The following is a 14867-nucleotide window of genomic DNA, read 5'->3' as shown; positions in this document are numbered from 1 at the left end:
GCTTAGTCGGGCTGCGACGGTAATTTTTCGGCGGGTGCAGCTGCGTTGTTCCGATGGCCAATTCGATACGTCAATTGCAGCACTACGTTGTTTTTACCAGATGCCGACTGTGGAGTAAACACCCCTCGTTCGAATGTAGCGGGATTGTAGTTGGTCTGGTTCACCCAGCCAGCCTGCAATATCCAGTTTTTGTCGAGTTGATAACCAACGCCAGCGTACAGCCGGTTTCGCTCGAACGTAGGGCCTTTCGGATTGAGAAACAGTTCGTCGTAGGCCGACAGGAAGAAGGTCTTCTCGGTAATGGTCCGGTTGTTGATCGGCAGAAACGTGTTCAGGCGGTAACGGATACGGTTCCGGTACGGATGCGAGCCATCGCGGTAGGTAAACCACCGCTGCTCAATGCGGTAGCGGTGTTCGAATTTAATTCGGGACAGATACTGATTGATGACCAGTTGCTGCCATAGCCGTCGCTCCGTGTTCAACGGTCCGGCCGGTAAATCCTGGTAATCATACGTAGCGTAATGACCACCCGCCAGCGTAAAGGTGAAGTTGCGACCCACGTCGTAGCTTATGCCACCCTTTAGCTCTCTGTAAAAATACTCACGAAACAGCGAGTTACTCCGTGCCTGTACTTCGGCAAAGCCACCCCATCTGTCTGATCCACCCGGTAAGACTACGGTTCCGATCAGCCACGATCCTTCGGGCGTTGGAGAAGTCAGGGATGTCTGCGCAAGTACAGGATTTACAACGCAAAACTTGATAAGCAGGCAGAAGAAAAGCTTTTTGGGGACAGAGAGATCAGGAAACACCAGCAACCTTTTTGTTTTAGTTGTACAAAGCTAAAAGAGGTCATGGAAAGATAATTTTAGCTTGACCAATCTTAACAAATCCATAATGCAGGGGTCAGGTCTGGTAATATTTACTTAACATAGAAAACGCCTTACGAATACGCTTGCCAGAGGTTCCCGAGCCTGCGTAATCCGTTAACTCAGTGGCCTGATGGCAGGTTAACGTGTTATCTATCAGCTTAAGGCAACGAGTTTAAAGCAAGTCTGCTAAATCCGCTCATTCCTCCGCTTGTCCTTGATATTCCTTATTTCACTCCGGCCAATCCATTGTTCGTCATAAAGTCTTGAGGCCTCTACCCTGGGCAGTCTACCTTTATTCAACCGATGCAGGCTGACACGGCTGCTCGGCTGAATACCCTATTCCTTAACTTAACTACATATAACTAATGACATTGCCCAGTTCATCCTCCCCGTATGTATGGTTAAAGCGCGTCTACGTAGCCGCCTGGTTGTCGCTGCTGGCGTCTCCGCTGAGCCTGGCCCAACGAGTAGACGGACAGAAACTGTATATGTCGACCTGCAACAATTGCCACAAAGCGGATGCAGGTGTCGGAGCGCCCGCCTACCTGGTGCTGGCCCAGATGCCTCCCCGAGCCATTTTATCCGCGTTAGAAACGGGCAAAATGCGGGTACAGGCCAAAGACATGACCGATGAGGAGCGGAAAGCCGTCGTCCGGTGGCTGACGGGTAAGCAGCTAACCGAAACAACATTGCCCAAAGAAGCCTATAGCTCATTTAGCCTGCCAGCCGGAAAAAGCGACCTCGTTCGTCATTCCGGCTGGGGCGGTAATCTGGAAGGAACCGGCTATCGCACAGTGCAGCAGGCCGGCATTTCGGCAGGTACGGTAGGTAAGCTAAAACTTAAGTGGGTCTTTGCTTTTCCCGAAGCCAATCAGGTACGTAGCAAACCGGCTATCGTGGGTGACTGGCTGATTGTGGGCAGCCAGTTTGGCGATGTGTACTGCCTGAATAAAACCACCGGCAAAATAGGCTGGCAGTTTAGCGCGAAAGCGGCCATTCGCGGGGCAATTTCGGTGGTCAGGCAGGGGAACATCCTGCAAGCGTTCTTCGCCGACAATAACACGAACGTCTACGCCCTCGACATCAGAACGGGCAAACTACGCTGGGAAAGCAAAGCCGGGCAACACCCGCAGTCCGGCGTTACGGGTTCCGTAGCGGTGCACAACAATATGGTTTACGTACCACTGACCTCCATTGAAGTTGCATCGGTGTTAGACCCCTCCTATCCCTGCTGCTCGTCGTCGGGCGAAATCGTCGCGCTGGATGCTCATTCCGGTAAAATCGAATGGCGGCACCGGGTTATCCAGGAAGAAGCGAAGGTCACGGGTAAAAAGAAAACCGGGCAGCCATTCTATGGGCCATCGGGCGCTATTGTGTGGAGCAGCCCAACGGTCGATGCCAAACGCGGACTGCTATATTACGGAACAGGCGAGAACTACACCGCACCGGCCACAACCACCAGCGACGCTATTCAGGCGCTTGACCTCAAAACGGGTAAGCTGGTCTGGTCCTTTCAGGCCACTCAGGGCGATACGTGGAATCTGGCCTGTCCCTATAGCCCCAACTGTCCCGAAAAGGTAGGCCCGGACTTCGATTTTGGTATGGCTCCAATCCTGGTCAAACAGCCGTCGGGCAATGATCTGCTGGTGGTAGGCCAGAAGTCGGGTATTGTCTATGGCTTGTCACCTGAGCATGGAAATGTTATCTGGCAAACCCGAATTGGTAAAGGGGGAGCGCTGGGTGGTATTCACTGGGGTATGGCCACTGACGGCAAGCTGGTCTATGCTGCGAATGCCGACAATAAATTCGGTATTAACCCCAGGCTTGATTCGCTCGTGCAGCCTTCGCCGGGTATGTTTGCTCTAGAGGTCGGAACGGGTAAAGTTGTCTGGAAATCGGCGGCACCTTCGTGTGGCGACAAGAAAAGCTGCATTGAAGCCAATTCAGCGGCCCCAACCGTTATTCCGGGCATTGTGTTTGCCGGTGCGCTGGATGGCCATATCCGGGCCTATTCAACAACGGATGGTACTATCCTTTGGGATTACGATACGGTGAAAGAATATAAACCCGTTAATGGCATCCCAGGAAAAGGCGGATCGATTGATGGACCGTCGCCCGTAGTAGCCGACGGAATGTTATTCGTCAATTCGGGCTACGGCAGCTTTGGCGAACTACCCGGCAACGTCTTGCTCGCCTTTGAGGTCGAGAAATAATCAGCTTCTGCAAAGTCTACCTACTCAATCCCGTCCCAAGCTGAGACGTTGGTTGGTGACGGGGTCGCTGGAGTGAATAAAAGTTGCGACCTAATTCGACTCAATCTGGCAGTTACGCAGTTCGATCAGCTCTCGTCGCTTTAGAGGCTGTTTCATAGAACAGACAGATCACTTTGCCGAATGAGCGTACGCCAGGGCAGTAGGTGCCACGCCAAACTTTTTCTTGAATGAATAGGAGAAGTGCGACAGGCTTTCGAACCCCAGGTCGAGGTAAATGGCCGAAGGTTTTTGGTGCTTGGTTTCGATAAGGTGCTTTGCTTGCGTCAGCCGCTTGTCCTGCAGCCAATGACGGGGCGGAGCACCGAATGTTTTCCTAAAATCGCGTTTGAAACCTGCCAGGCTGCGGCCGGTCAGTTGCGCGAATTTCTCAATAGGAACGTTGAAGTGAAAGTTCATAAGCATAAACCTTTCTAGGTCGATCTTGTGCGGTTCCGAAAAGTCGAATAAGAAGTTGCGAAGTTCCGGCAGGGCAAGCAGTAACAATTTAACGCCTTCTTTCACTTTCAGGATTCCCATTTCGTCTGTCATCGTCGCTCCTGAGCTGCGGGCGTAGGGAACTATAGATTGAAAATATCCCTGCAGGAATTCGTTGGAAGGAATCAGCCTATTGGGCGACCCGATGTATTTCTGGTCTGCTTCGAGCTTCTCTTCCAAGACGATCTTACGCAGCAGGTCTTCCTGCAGGGATATCACGATGGTTTCATAATTTCCGCCGGGCAGCGGTGTTTTCGTGAGCGTACCCAGCTGGTTTTTACCAATCAGCAGCATTCCACCCCCGGCCATCGAAATTTTCTGTTCGGCGGTTTCCAGGGTGAACTGTCCCGAAGCCTGCAATATTAAGGTGTGGTGGTTCCAGAAACAGACTTTCTCCTTCCGCTCAGCGGAGAGGTAGGAATAGAAAATCACGCCCGGAAGAATTTCGGCTGGACTGGTCATTTAACGTTGTAAGTAAGTGCCGCCACGTATAGCACCAATTGCAAACGTAGCATTCAACGTATTCATTTCATCTTCTGTAAAGACAATATCCATCGCGGCTAAGTTTTCTGGCAAACGCGCCCGACGACTCATGCTAACTAACGGCATAATCTGATCGCCTTGCTCCTTCACCCAGGCGATCGCCATCTGGGTTGGTGTACAGCCTTTGCGGCTGGCCAGTTGCTTTAATACGTCGACTTTTTCCAGGTTATGCAGTAAGTTGTCGCCCTGAAAACGAAAAAAGTGGTTTCGGTAATCGTTCTGGGGGAGTGGGGCTTTCAGTTCACCGGTCAGTAAACCTTCGGCCGTATTGGCGAAGGCCACTATGGCAATGCCTAATTCCTTCGCTGTTGGCAGCAGTTCGCTTTCTATCTGACGGTCGGCCAGGGAATAGCCAATTTCTAACGCGCTTATGGGGTGAATGTCGTTGGCCTGGCGAAGCTGGTCAGCCGTAATTTCCGATACGCCAACGTAACGCACTTTACCCTCTTGAATCAGGTCAGCGACCGTTCCGATGATATCTTCCACCGGCACGCTATTGTCCATCCGGCAAGGTTGGTAGAGATCAATGGTGTCGATACCCAGACGCGTCAGCGAGTAGTTAATAAAATTCTTGATGGCGATCGGGCGCAGATCCATTCCTATCGGCTGACCATTGTGAAAGATGGCGCCGAACTTTACGCTGATGAAGGCATCGTCGCGCCTGCCTTTAATGGCTCTACCGATCAGCAGTTCATTATGGCCAGCTCCGTAAAAGTCTCCGGTGTTCAAAAAATTGATACCCCGATCCAGAGCTTCGTGGATTGTAGCAATGCTTTCTGTTTCGTCGGGTGTAGAACCGCCCCAGATCGAAGACATGCGCATACAGCCTAAACCAAGTTTCGAAACGAGTGGGCCGTTTTGGCCCAACTGAATTTTTGTGCTGTTTTTCATGACACAAAGATCAGCCGGCAAAACAGGAAGCCGTTTCTTCTACGGCTCAACTATTTTGCCCGTACGGCTCATTTCCCGCCGAGTTCAGGAAGCAGTGATTTTGTGGAGCAAGCCCATCAGGATAAAAATAGAGAACTACCCCAACATACAGCCGGAACCGGATTGACAGGGACTTACCCATACCCAGTAGCAGAAGAAAATTCAAAGGCAATCTGCATTCCTCCTGCTGCTAATCAATTGGCCTGTGCAAAGACGGCCCTCTATTAGAAATACAAACTTGTTTGTATGGATTCACCCCTGCTCCATCCGCCACCTTTGTGGCATCAAACAAAACAATTTTTTAATCAGTACAGACATAAAACCAATGAAACAGTTAACCGCATTTTCTCTTCTTCTGATTACCTTTTGCAGCTGCGAACCCGAGTCGATCATGCGTCAGGAACCCACGACGACAACTAATCCGAGCGCGGCCAATGCCAGACAGTCAGTGCTGGGAGGCACGATCATCAACGGACCATCTTTACCCGCCCCGACCATTATTGAGCAGACTTATATTCCAGCTAATGAGTGGTTTGCCGACACCCGCTGCCGAGCCTGGCGGATTACGTGGCCAACCTATCCGGCAGGCACCAGTCCTAAACTAATTCCAACGATGTTTTCAATTGCTACCGGGACGCCCTACAGCTTTAATTTTCTGAACAATACGGCAGCGGCAAACACCTACAAGACTACGTTTAATCTATACCATGCTAATAAACTAGCATCGGTCTATAACATGTGGGAGGAACTCTCTCACGTAGTGGGTAACACGGATAAGCTGGAACCGGTCCGGTTCAACAAAAGCAAATTTTCAGCCGCAACCATCGAAACATGGGTGAAAGGACGGCCCAATCTTTTTGAAATCTACTGGGAGGATACTGTCGATACCGCTACGGATATCGAAAACTACCAGAAAGGAGACATCTACCTCTTCAAACTGACCAAACAAAACCGCTACGGCGGTATTCGGGTCGTGTCGATAACTCCCCGCATCATTGAAGTTTACTTCGCCGAGCCGAACAGCTAGTCTGGCCCAGCCAATTTAACAAAGTCAACTGCACGGTATTGCCTCAATATGCAAATGAGAGATTGCACCAGGTGCTTTTCGCTCTTTGATATTCATCTGCCTTGGCGCGCTGGCTACCTTTTCTTCCCTTACTCCGCTTACCAAACAAAGCCGCCGACTAAAGAATCTAAATTGCATGAACATGGCTTAATGCGAGTACAAGAAAAAAGACATAGCTGATAGTAAGAGCACCTTTGAGCCAGGCCGCTGGAGCGGTGAGAGAACATCGGTAACCTACTCTGACTATGTCTGAAAATCTAGTGGTCATTTACTGTCGCTCCAGCAGTCCGGTTTCCCCTTGGAAGCCAAGCATCGGCCACGCGCTGTATGGCCGTCAATCAGGGTGTGGGCATGCTGGAAAAGTCGGTCTTCGACGGTTACCTCGTATGGCTTACACCTTGAGTGCCTTGTTTTATTATCCGGCCAACGGCTGTAGGCAGAAAATAAATAAAGCGTTTCACGCTGGTGAGTGTTTAGCTAATAACCGATCGGCACCTTTTAAAAGCAGTAACATGAAGATGGTATGTCCCAGAGTAGACAGCGCTACTGACATACCTAAACATGAGCAGTCCAGTCAAGCTGAACGCCCCATCCCCTATTGAAGGGAATGGTTTGTCATCACCCTTTGAAACAAGGAGAATATCCGGCCCGCCCGCTCAATGATTAGGCAGGCTGTGTAGTCATCAAATTACTCGTTAAACCATTCTTTGCCATGCTTAATCCACCTTATACATCTATTCCGGATACCTCAGATTTCTTGTATTGGGAAGTTAAGCCAACGGCTGACTCCTTGCGCAGTACAACCTTCATACCTCGTGACAAGGCCCTGCACCAGCAGCTTAAGCTAGCCGCCTGGGCGATCATTCAGGCTTCGCTACCCAGGAAGCGCCGGAAAGGCTCCTCTTGAAAGTAGTTCTTGCTAGCTTATCAAAGGTGGTGCATAACGCCTGTCCAATCATCATTACAAGATCATGATCGAGATATATACCATACGATTTTACGCTTACGATACGGCGGAATGTACGACTTTCCAGTACCTGTCAGCGGATACGAAAACGAGTTCACTGGTTGGTTTTACAAAGGGAAAAACGATACTACTTATTGAAGACCGAGCCGGGAGCATCGCTAAAACATATATGATTGTTAATCATCCGATGCATAAACAGCAACCACGGGTATTGCCGGGCCATACACAGCTTATTGAGGTCTACGTGATCAGCGAAGAGCATAACCATGACCCCGATACCAGCCCTACAGAAGTCGCTAATCCTATGTACGGACCATCGTTATAAGGCCACATCTAGAGGATGCAGCTGTTGGAATGAACGTTCAGCTGCCTAGTGAAGCTGCGATGAAAACGGACCGTTAGCACAGGCCTAAATTGGCAGGCTGAAGCCCACTTTCATGGGTTGGTTCATAATAAACCAATGGTCATTGACAAATTCAGGTTTGACGTGAGTCGGGTTCGAATGCAGCCGCCAGCACCACTCAATAAAAGTTAGAAGGAAATAAGCGAAACAATCAGCTTCGTCAATACCAAGCCACCTTATAAGCCCTACCGACGATGACAATTATCTTTGAGTACCTCTTCACCCAGACTCCGGGGGGCTTCATCTGCCGTGTGCCGGTCCGCATTTTACAGGGTCCTGTGTTGGGCAAGGGAATAATACCGACAGTAAATGAAACCGCCGGTATTGACCTGCGGCAGTGGCTTGGCAAGAACCTTAACGTGGTCATCGAAAAAGGTGTTCACGTAATTACGGGCCTAGCTGATTAAAGGTCCAAGGTATCCACTGGCTCAGCAAAAGAATTCATAAAGTGTGTACCCTAGCGTCAGACAGTTGCTGAGGTTTATGCTTCGCTCTTTTAGTGCATACTTGACCAGCTCGTTTTGTATGAAGAAGTGACTTAAAATGATAGGCTATGTGCTTGGTACTTTGTTAGTAGTAATTCTGATTAACTACCTAATGCCTAAAGCTACACCTCCTGTAATTTTCCCAACGGACGAGTCGCACCAATCGGGATTTTTGTCGAAGAGTTGGCTTTCCAACAAACAAGTCATACCACTTACTTAATCATGGAAAGGTATCCTGAAAAGAGTTACGGCCCGATCAGACGCCTGAGGACTCTCTATCAATAGGGAAATGCCCGGGCCACAACTCTTAATAGGCCGAGATGTCCCCGTTATCCCGGATCGTTAATTCATCTTCAAAAAGAACACTCACTACTCTGATATCCCGAATGCCAGGGTGGTCGAGTAAAAATCGTTCTTGGGCCACCTCCTCGGTATGGTTCAGGTAAGCCTTTCGAGTAGGCTTGGGGGAAATCGACCGATAACCCGTGACAATAACCAGAGTGTTAGTAGGCATACAGATAGGTTAATCAATTAGCTTTTACATGGACAAGCCGCTCTTTACTTCCGGCTTTTCTTTGCCTGAGGGGACAGATCCGGAGGAGTCATCATCGAGTCATTGCGGGCGTATTTGGGCAGAACAGGCTGACCGGCAGTCTTGGCGGGCTTAGTAGCCGCTTTCTTGGTATTTTTGTTTTTCTTATCCTGGTTAGCCATATAGTTTGTCTTTAGTATAAAACCCATTCAGAACCAAAACGCTTTAATTAATTTTAAACGCTGTTCAAATGGGTAGCCCATAGCCTTCGGTTAAACAGGCCGATCGAACCAGTCTGAGCCTGTGACACAGCCGGAAATCTATTCAACCGAACCGGGACAAAACTCATCAGAAGCAGGGGTTAATTCTGGGGGAAGCGCTTTCAACACTCCTGAGTCTATCCGGTGGGCGATGAAGAAGCCAATCCCGCCAACGGCTTCTCTATAGTCTTAATTTTGTGGGCCAGTCGTTTTAAAAACACAGAGCCATCCGTTTACTTTACCGACGAGCAAACCTGTGATGAAATGATGCTTAAACGCGCCTTACTTTTTTTTAGCATATTGTTTGTAATCGGCCGCGCTCAGGCGGCCAAAGTGGATACCGTCGATACGTACAGCGCGTCGATGAAAAAGACCATCAAAGCGGTGGTCGTTACGCCCGACTCCTATACCACTGGCAGCGAGTTTCCGGTGGTTTACCTGTTGCACGGTTACAGCGGCAACTATGCCGACTGGGTCAGGAAAGCCCCCGCCCTCAACAAGACCGTTGATGCCAACAACGTCATTGTGGTTTGCCCGGACGGAAACTTCGGCAGCTGGTATTACGACAGCCCCGCCGATCCCTCGTTCCGTTACGAGACATACGTAGCCAATGAGCTGGTGTCGTGGGTGGATAGCCATTACAAGACCATCAAAAATCGGCAGGGGCGCGCCATTACGGGCTTGAGCATGGGGGGGCATGGAGCATTGTACCTCGCCTTCCGGCATCAGGACGTGTTTGGCGCAGCGGGCAGCATGAGCGGTGGAGTCGATATCCGGCCATTTCCCAACAACTGGGATATCGCTAAACGCCTGGGCACTTACGCGCAAAACCCTGACCGTTGGGAGCAGAACACGGTGATCAACCTGCTTCACCTGCTCACGCCGGGAGCGTTGTCGTTGCTGATTGACTGCGGCACTGAGGATTTTTTCTTTCGGGTTAACAACAACCTCCACGACAAGCTGCTGGAACGTAACATTGCCCACGATTACATTACCCGTCCGGGTGGCCACAACTGGGCGTACTGGAACAGTGCCATTACGTACCAGCTACTCTTTATGCGGCAGTTTTTCGATAAGCCGAAACAGGGCTAACCACGTCGACCAACAACCATCCCATCGTGATGAAAAAGACAACCCTCGTTGTTTTGGTACTGCTTTGTGCTATGGTCGGGGTGCAGGCCAACCCGTTCCCCAAACGGACCAAACGGGTCCTGTTTCTGGGCAACAGCATAACTTATGCCGGTACGTATGTGTCCGACATTGAGGCTTATCTGATTACTCACCATCCAAAGCAGCGGTACGAATTCATCAATGTTGGTCTGCCCAGCGAGACGGTTTCGGGGTTGAGCGAACCCAATCACGCCGATGGTCGATTTCCCCGACCCGATCTGCACGAACGACTCAACCGGGTACTAGCGCAGACCAATCCGGACGTAGTGTTTGCCTGCTACGGCATGAACGATGGCATTTATATGCCGCTGGATGATGAACGCTTCAACGCCTACCAGAATGGAATGAAATGGCTGCACGCCGAACTGGAGAAAACCAACGCGAAGCAGATCGTTTTCCTGACGCAACCCGTGCACGACGACCCGAAGCTGGGCACCCAGGGCTACAACCGGACGTTGGATGCCTATGCCCAATGGTTATTAGCTCAGCGAGACTCGCTTAACTGGGAAGTGGCGGATATTCATTTCCCCATGACCCGCTACCTGGACGATAAACGCAAAACCGACCCAGCATTTAAACTTGCAAAAGACGGGGTCCATCCGGGTGACCTGGGTCATTGGTTGATGGCCAAGCCGGTTTTGTTGTATCTGGGCGAAAAGGTCGACACTGCCGAGTCGATTCAGGAAGCATTAGCCGACAAACCACAGGGCGCCGAAATTCTGAGCCTGGTTAACCAGCGGCAGAACGTAATGAAAAACGCCTGGCTTACCGCTACCGGGCATAAACGTCCCGAAATGGCTACTGGCGTACCAATGACCGAAGCGCGACGTACGTACAATACGATTGACCAACAGATACGTACCGTCTTAAAAAAGTAGCAGTGTCTGTGTGTTCAGTTTGTGGAGAGGCCGTAAACCGCGCCTACCTTACCGAATTGATAGACAGGATATTGCTGACGAACCGCCCAGCTACAGCGGACTGCTGTGTCGGCTTTTCTGGCAATAAATACGAAGCTGTCAGCATTGAAAATATACCGCAGCAGCAAATAAAAAGTCCCATCCGCTTTTTTTGAAAAGAGCGGATGGGACAAGAAGCTACGTATCTGCTTACTCACTGATTATCACCGTTTGACCAGATCGGCCTGAGGCAGTAAATGCTTTAAATTTAAGAGTACCATTCGCAGCAATGGGTTTGCTATAAACCGCGCTTTTCACCGTTGGCTCCGTTCCATCAGTCGTGTACCGAATGGTCATGCCGGGGAACTGCACATTGGCCGCTACGTTTCCGCCCATAACTTTTACGCCCGGCGCGGGTACACGGTACAGGAATCCGCCCGCATAAACAGCCAAGCGGGGCAACTCGCGCTTGCCAACAGTATTGATAAACGTTGACCACGCTTGGTTATAGAGTTGCTCGCTCTTTGTGTCGTTTTTCTCGGTTGCCCAGGCAGGGTCGTTCGCCCACGCCCGTTCCGCAACGGCTAACAGTTTTGGCAACAACTTGTACTCAAACTGCTCCGGTGTTCGGTTCGTTTCCGCCCAGAGGGGTGCTTCAATACCCACCAGATTTGCCTTGCCTTTTTCCGTTATGGCTTCCCGGCTTTTAATCATCGACGGACTAATCCGTTTTCCAGTAGCATCATCTTTCAGGTTCCGCAGGTAATCGTAGGGAATGAAGTAAAACGGCTTGTCAATATCCACGTAGCCACCCCAGTACTGACCGGGCTCCTGCGAGGACTGAGTATAAGCCAGATCTAAATACAGATGCGTAACGCCCGTCAGAATCACTTTATAGCCCGCATTAGCCATACGATAAGCCAAGTCTTCGGCACCCGATCCCGGACTGTTTTTCCAGACATTGACCCGGAAATTCTTTGACGCAAACGCTTCGTTAGGCACCCAGACGACCTTGCCATTCTGAGTGACTTTCTTCAGACCAATCTCTTCCCAGCCCGACAAAAACAATCCACGGGATTTGAGCAACTGGTCGATCTTACCAAAATAATAATACCACAGATCATCGGTGTTCTTGACCGCAGAATTCCCGGCAATTAGCTTCTGCACAGACGGCGACTTCGCCCAGACGCCTTCCGGGACTTCGTCGCCCCCAAAATGAATCGTTTTCAGCGGTGCCCCGGCTTCCTTATACATGTCCCGCAGATCATCGACCACCCGCTCCATGAAGGTGTAGGCCGACGGCAGCGATACGTCAATTACGTTGTCGCTCCAGCCTTGTACCGACCGGTAAACCGATTTATCGTTCAGATCACGCAGCAGATAGCGTTCGGCGTCGGCTTTGTTTCCTGCTTTCAGCAGTCGGTTATAGCGGACATCCATCGCTTTGATAGCCGCCCGGGCGTGTCCCGGCGACTCAATCTCCGGAATTACCTCAATATGCCGGGCAAGGGCATACTTCAGAATGTCGACGAAATCGGCCTTGCTGAAGAAACCGGTACCCGCGCGATTATCCGTAGCAGGCCCCGATCCATAGGACGGCACTATGCTTTCCTGCTCATCAACGGTGTGCGCTCGCTTTGACCCTACAGTAGTTAGTTCAGGCAAGGAAGGCATCTCGACCCGCCAGCCTTCGTCGTCACTAAAGTGAAAATGAAACGTATTCAGCTTATATAACGCCATTACGTCCAGCACCTTGAGAACTTCTGATTTCGGCTGGAAATTACGGGCTACATCGACCATAAGTGCCCGATAGGCGAACCGGGGTGCATCTTTCACCGCAACGCCGGGCAAGCTGATCGGTCCCGATTTGCCGGAGAGAGCCGTTGCCGGAAGCATTGTATACAGCGACTGAAGCCCGTAAAACATACCCGCGCGGGTAGAGGCTGATACGTTTATTCCAGTCTGGCTCACAGTAAGCTCATAGCCCTCTGCCGCGATTGCCGCATTTTTACGTAGGGTAATCATTTTTCCGGAGCCCTGGGCCTGAACAGCCGGCTCCTTACCGAGTGCGGTCGACAAGTTCCGGGCCAGGAATTGAGCTTCTGGGGTAAATACCTGCTCCGCTACAATAACGACCCGATCATCCAGAACAAAGGGAGCGCCCTGCGCCTGATACGTAACAGGGGTTGGAAATACGGGCGGCAACTGGGTATCCGGAATAGACTTTATGGCTGCGTTTTCGTCGTAGGTTCGTTCGGCCAGGCTCCGATCCGACTTCTCAAAGATTTTGCCGGACCCGATGGTCACCGCTATCGGAAACGCCTGCTTCGGGTCTTTATCCAGCACCAGATAAAAGCCAGCCGGAAAATCGGTTTTGTTCCGAAGCCGCCCACCTAATATCTCAATCGTTGTCGATTTGCCGGGCGACAAAGCCACAAACTTAGGGCCGGGGCTGATGTAATGGAGATCACCATTGAAATGGGTTACACGGGCTACCGTTGAATCCAAGCTGGCCGGATTACCCCCGTTGAAAAAGAGCTTCCAGCCCGTAGCGGGCAGGTCTTCATCGCTCGTATTGGTCAGGGTTAGCACCGAGCGCGAACGACCCTGATCCTGATAATTATTATCGGTTAGCTCCAGCGCTATTTTCAGCGGTTTCGACTCGGCCTCAGCGACCGACGACTCAGACGTTGTGGTTTCGTTCTTCGAAGTCTGGGAGCAGCTAACAAAGAAGGACAGGCAAAACGCGAAGGCGGCAAGGTAACAGGTTTTCATAATGGTGAAAAGGGAGAAGAACACTAGATATAACGCAACCGGAGTACAATCAGCACGTTTCAACTAACGGTCATTGCGCAACAAACTAAGTTGAAATCAGGCAGGCGATCAAACTTGCCACAAAAAAAGCCTCACGGTTGACAACCATGAGGCTTTCGCCAAATCAATTATTTTATAAACGGGCGATACTACGTTTTATTGTGTGTCCTGAATCAAGTCGGCGCTTATTTTTCACTTATTTTCATACCTTTTTCCCGACCTGCTGAACATGTCTTTTTGCGTTTGTTCTCGTCGTAGCCAATGAACTTGATTAGAAGACGTATTGCGTGGAAAAGCGTTGGAGCGAAACCCTCCAGGTATACGTACTGCACGCACAGCTTTCTTGTCTCATCATACCATTTCCCGGTTATGACTGTTGGCAGACTGGCACTTGAGGTGTCAATGTTAAACTAGTTCGTTCTAATAAACCGTACGTTGAAGCGGTACTCCGGATCGTCGCTGTTCTTGTAAAACATAATGTTGTGGGCTTTACCGTTGGCGCTTTCCAGAATACTGAAGGTATGGCCATCTGCCGTCCAGAACTCGCTGATGTCGCCATCGAGCGGATCGGCCCCTCTGAACATGTAACCCGCCGGATACGCATTGAAACCCGATGCGTTCGTACCTGGTACTGTCCGCCAGTTGGTTTTCGACACCAGTTTCCTGCTGGCCACCTGACCCGTAGCCCGATCGTCCGAAAAGACCAGTCCCTGGCTTTCGGCAAGCCGTTTGTAATCCTGTACGGTTGGTAACCGCCACCCGCTGGGCAGCGTAATCGCTTTTACTTCTTCGTAGGTATAATAGCGTCCATATTCGGGTTTCTCGTTCGTAGCTCTGTAGGCTACACCACCCGCACCCTCGTAATTGGTTGCCGTCCAAATCTGATTGCCGACTGTAACGGTAGCATACTCTTTACCGTTGATAAGGACCATACTGATTTGTGGCATTGGCTCCGGCTGGTTCTGCTCATCCTTCTTACAGGACGTAACGGCTCCCATCAGTACCAGTGAAAAAAGAACAGTCAAAAATGATGCGGTTTGTTTCGTAAGCATACGCGTCGTGTTAAGTGGAATCCCTTGACCGCTCTCCTCGCGTGGTATCTCAAGGCAGCGCGGCTACGCCTTCTCGACAGAAGACACCACAAACCAAATCAGTAATGCTATCCTATCGAAAGACAAGCTTACC

14 protein-coding genes are annotated in these 14867 nt (G+C 50.6%); 7 read left to right on the top strand and 7 right to left on the bottom strand.

Going from position 1 to position 14867, the window contains the following annotated elements; genetic code table 11:
- Window positions 1-2 precede the first annotated feature (2 nt).
- The gene (locus ACYVBJ_RS10965; RefSeq protein ID WP_460982341.1) at window positions 3-809 is read right to left on the bottom strand and encodes a DUF2490 domain-containing protein; all 807 of its coding nucleotides are present in this window, start codon (window positions 807-809) and stop codon (window positions 3-5) included.
- Window positions 810-1234: 425 nt separating this feature from the next.
- On the opposite strand from ACYVBJ_RS10965, the gene ACYVBJ_RS10960 reads away from it, so the two are divergent.
- A complete protein-coding gene (locus ACYVBJ_RS10960; RefSeq protein WP_460982340.1) occupies window positions 1235-3082 on the top strand; it encodes an outer membrane protein assembly factor BamB family protein in 1848 nt (615 codons plus the stop codon).
- 168 nt (window positions 3083-3250) lie between these two features.
- Here ACYVBJ_RS10960 and ACYVBJ_RS10955 read toward each other — a convergent pair whose 3' ends face one another.
- Both ACYVBJ_RS10955 and ACYVBJ_RS10950 read right to left on the bottom strand, forming a co-directional pair.
- Window positions 3251-4078 carry a helix-turn-helix domain-containing protein gene (locus ACYVBJ_RS10955; RefSeq protein WP_460982339.1) on the bottom strand — a complete coding sequence of 276 codons (828 nt, stop codon included), beginning with the start codon at window positions 4076-4078 and terminating at the stop codon, window positions 3251-3253.
- Window positions 4079-5050 carry an aldo/keto reductase gene (locus ACYVBJ_RS10950; RefSeq protein ID WP_460982338.1) on the bottom strand — a complete coding sequence of 324 codons (972 nt, stop codon included), beginning with the start codon at window positions 5048-5050 and terminating at the stop codon, window positions 4079-4081.
- A gap of 364 nt (window positions 5051-5414) precedes the next feature.
- On the opposite strand from ACYVBJ_RS10950, the gene ACYVBJ_RS10945 reads away from it, so the two are divergent.
- The 4 genes from ACYVBJ_RS10945 to ACYVBJ_RS10930 all read left to right on the top strand — a co-directional run bounded on the left by ACYVBJ_RS10945 (window position 5415) and on the right by ACYVBJ_RS10930 (window position 7932).
- Window positions 5415-6116, top strand: coding sequence for a hypothetical protein (locus ACYVBJ_RS10945; RefSeq protein ID WP_460982337.1), 702 nt, complete (start codon window positions 5415-5417; stop codon window positions 6114-6116).
- A 751-nt stretch (window positions 6117-6867) separates the two neighbouring features.
- Entirely contained in the window at window positions 6868-7062 is a 195-nt protein-coding gene (locus tag ACYVBJ_RS10940) for a hypothetical protein (protein WP_460982336.1), read from the top strand.
- A gap of 64 nt (window positions 7063-7126) precedes the next feature.
- Window positions 7127-7447 (top strand): hypothetical protein, encoded by a 321-nt coding sequence (locus tag ACYVBJ_RS10935; RefSeq protein ID WP_460982335.1) that lies wholly within the window; start codon window positions 7127-7129, stop codon window positions 7445-7447.
- 272 nt (window positions 7448-7719) lie between these two features.
- Entirely contained in the window at window positions 7720-7932 is a 213-nt protein-coding gene (locus ACYVBJ_RS10930) for a hypothetical protein (RefSeq protein ID WP_460982334.1), read from the top strand.
- 385 nt (window positions 7933-8317) lie between these two features.
- Here ACYVBJ_RS10930 and ACYVBJ_RS10925 read toward each other — a convergent pair whose 3' ends face one another.
- Both ACYVBJ_RS10925 and ACYVBJ_RS10920 read right to left on the bottom strand, forming a co-directional pair.
- On the bottom strand, window positions 8318-8524 hold the full coding sequence (locus ACYVBJ_RS10925; RefSeq protein ID WP_460982333.1) for a hypothetical protein: 207 nt from the start codon (window positions 8522-8524) through the stop codon (window positions 8318-8320).
- Between the two features lie 44 nt (window positions 8525-8568).
- Window positions 8569-8724, bottom strand: a complete 156-nt coding sequence (locus ACYVBJ_RS10920; protein WP_460982332.1) for a hypothetical protein — start codon at window positions 8722-8724, stop codon at window positions 8569-8571.
- A 342-nt stretch (window positions 8725-9066) separates the two neighbouring features.
- Between ACYVBJ_RS10920 and ACYVBJ_RS10915 the strand changes: the two genes are divergently transcribed.
- Window positions 9067-9894 carry an alpha/beta hydrolase gene (locus ACYVBJ_RS10915; RefSeq protein WP_460982455.1) on the top strand — a complete coding sequence of 276 codons (828 nt, stop codon included), beginning with the start codon at window positions 9067-9069 and terminating at the stop codon, window positions 9892-9894.
- A 29-nt stretch (window positions 9895-9923) separates the two neighbouring features.
- The gene (locus ACYVBJ_RS10910) at window positions 9924-10850 is read left to right on the top strand and encodes an SGNH/GDSL hydrolase family protein (protein ID WP_460982331.1); all 927 of its coding nucleotides are present in this window, start codon (window positions 9924-9926) and stop codon (window positions 10848-10850) included.
- 228 nt (window positions 10851-11078) lie between these two features.
- Here ACYVBJ_RS10910 and ACYVBJ_RS10905 read toward each other — a convergent pair whose 3' ends face one another.
- Together ACYVBJ_RS10905 and ACYVBJ_RS10900 are read right to left on the bottom strand one after the other, a co-directional pair.
- Window positions 11079-13643: a family 20 glycosylhydrolase gene (locus tag ACYVBJ_RS10905; RefSeq protein ID WP_460982330.1), complete on the bottom strand. Its 2565-nt coding sequence runs from the start codon at window positions 13641-13643 to the stop codon at window positions 11079-11081.
- A gap of 449 nt (window positions 13644-14092) precedes the next feature.
- Entirely contained in the window at window positions 14093-14734 is a 642-nt protein-coding gene (locus tag ACYVBJ_RS10900; protein ID WP_460982329.1) for an FISUMP domain-containing protein, read from the bottom strand.
- Window positions 14735-14867: the final 133 nt, after the last annotated feature.

The organism is Spirosoma fluminis (assembly GCF_054778895.1).
This window is presented reverse-complemented; position numbering and strand designations above follow the sequence as displayed.

What these genes read in the sequence shown, in the direction of transcription:
- ACYVBJ_RS10910 (WP_460982331.1), top strand. Translation starts at nt 9,924, where the DNA reads ATGAAAAAGACAACCCTCGTTGTTTTGGTACTGCTTTGTGCTATGGTC.
- ACYVBJ_RS10930 (WP_460982334.1), top strand. Translation starts at nt 7,720, where the DNA reads ATGACAATTATCTTTGAGTACCTCTTCACCCAGACTCCGGGGGGCTTC.
- ACYVBJ_RS10960 (WP_460982340.1), top strand. Translation starts at nt 1,235, where the DNA reads ATGACATTGCCCAGTTCATCCTCCCCGTATGTATGGTTAAAGCGCGTC.
- ACYVBJ_RS10905 (WP_460982330.1), bottom strand. Translation starts at nt 13,643, where the DNA reads ATGAAAACCTGTTACCTTGCCGCCTTCGCGTTTTGCCTGTCCTTCTTT.
- ACYVBJ_RS10950 (WP_460982338.1), bottom strand. Translation starts at nt 5,050, where the DNA reads ATGAAAAACAGCACAAAAATTCAGTTGGGCCAAAACGGCCCACTCGTT.
- ACYVBJ_RS10925 (WP_460982333.1), bottom strand. Translation starts at nt 8,524, where the DNA reads ATGCCTACTAACACTCTGGTTATTGTCACGGGTTATCGGTCGATTTCC.
- ACYVBJ_RS10945 (WP_460982337.1), top strand. Translation starts at nt 5,415, where the DNA reads ATGAAACAGTTAACCGCATTTTCTCTTCTTCTGATTACCTTTTGCAGC.
- ACYVBJ_RS10915 (WP_460982455.1), top strand. Translation starts at nt 9,067, where the DNA reads ATGATGCTTAAACGCGCCTTACTTTTTTTTAGCATATTGTTTGTAATC.
- ACYVBJ_RS10900 (WP_460982329.1), bottom strand. Translation starts at nt 14,734, where the DNA reads ATGCTTACGAAACAAACCGCATCATTTTTGACTGTTCTTTTTTCACTG.
- ACYVBJ_RS10920 (WP_460982332.1), bottom strand. Translation starts at nt 8,724, where the DNA reads ATGGCTAACCAGGATAAGAAAAACAAAAATACCAAGAAAGCGGCTACT.
- ACYVBJ_RS10935 (WP_460982335.1), top strand. Translation starts at nt 7,127, where the DNA reads ATGATCGAGATATATACCATACGATTTTACGCTTACGATACGGCGGAA.
- ACYVBJ_RS10955 (WP_460982339.1), bottom strand. Translation starts at nt 4,078, where the DNA reads ATGACCAGTCCAGCCGAAATTCTTCCGGGCGTGATTTTCTATTCCTAC.
- ACYVBJ_RS10940 (WP_460982336.1), top strand. Translation starts at nt 6,868, where the DNA reads ATGCTTAATCCACCTTATACATCTATTCCGGATACCTCAGATTTCTTG.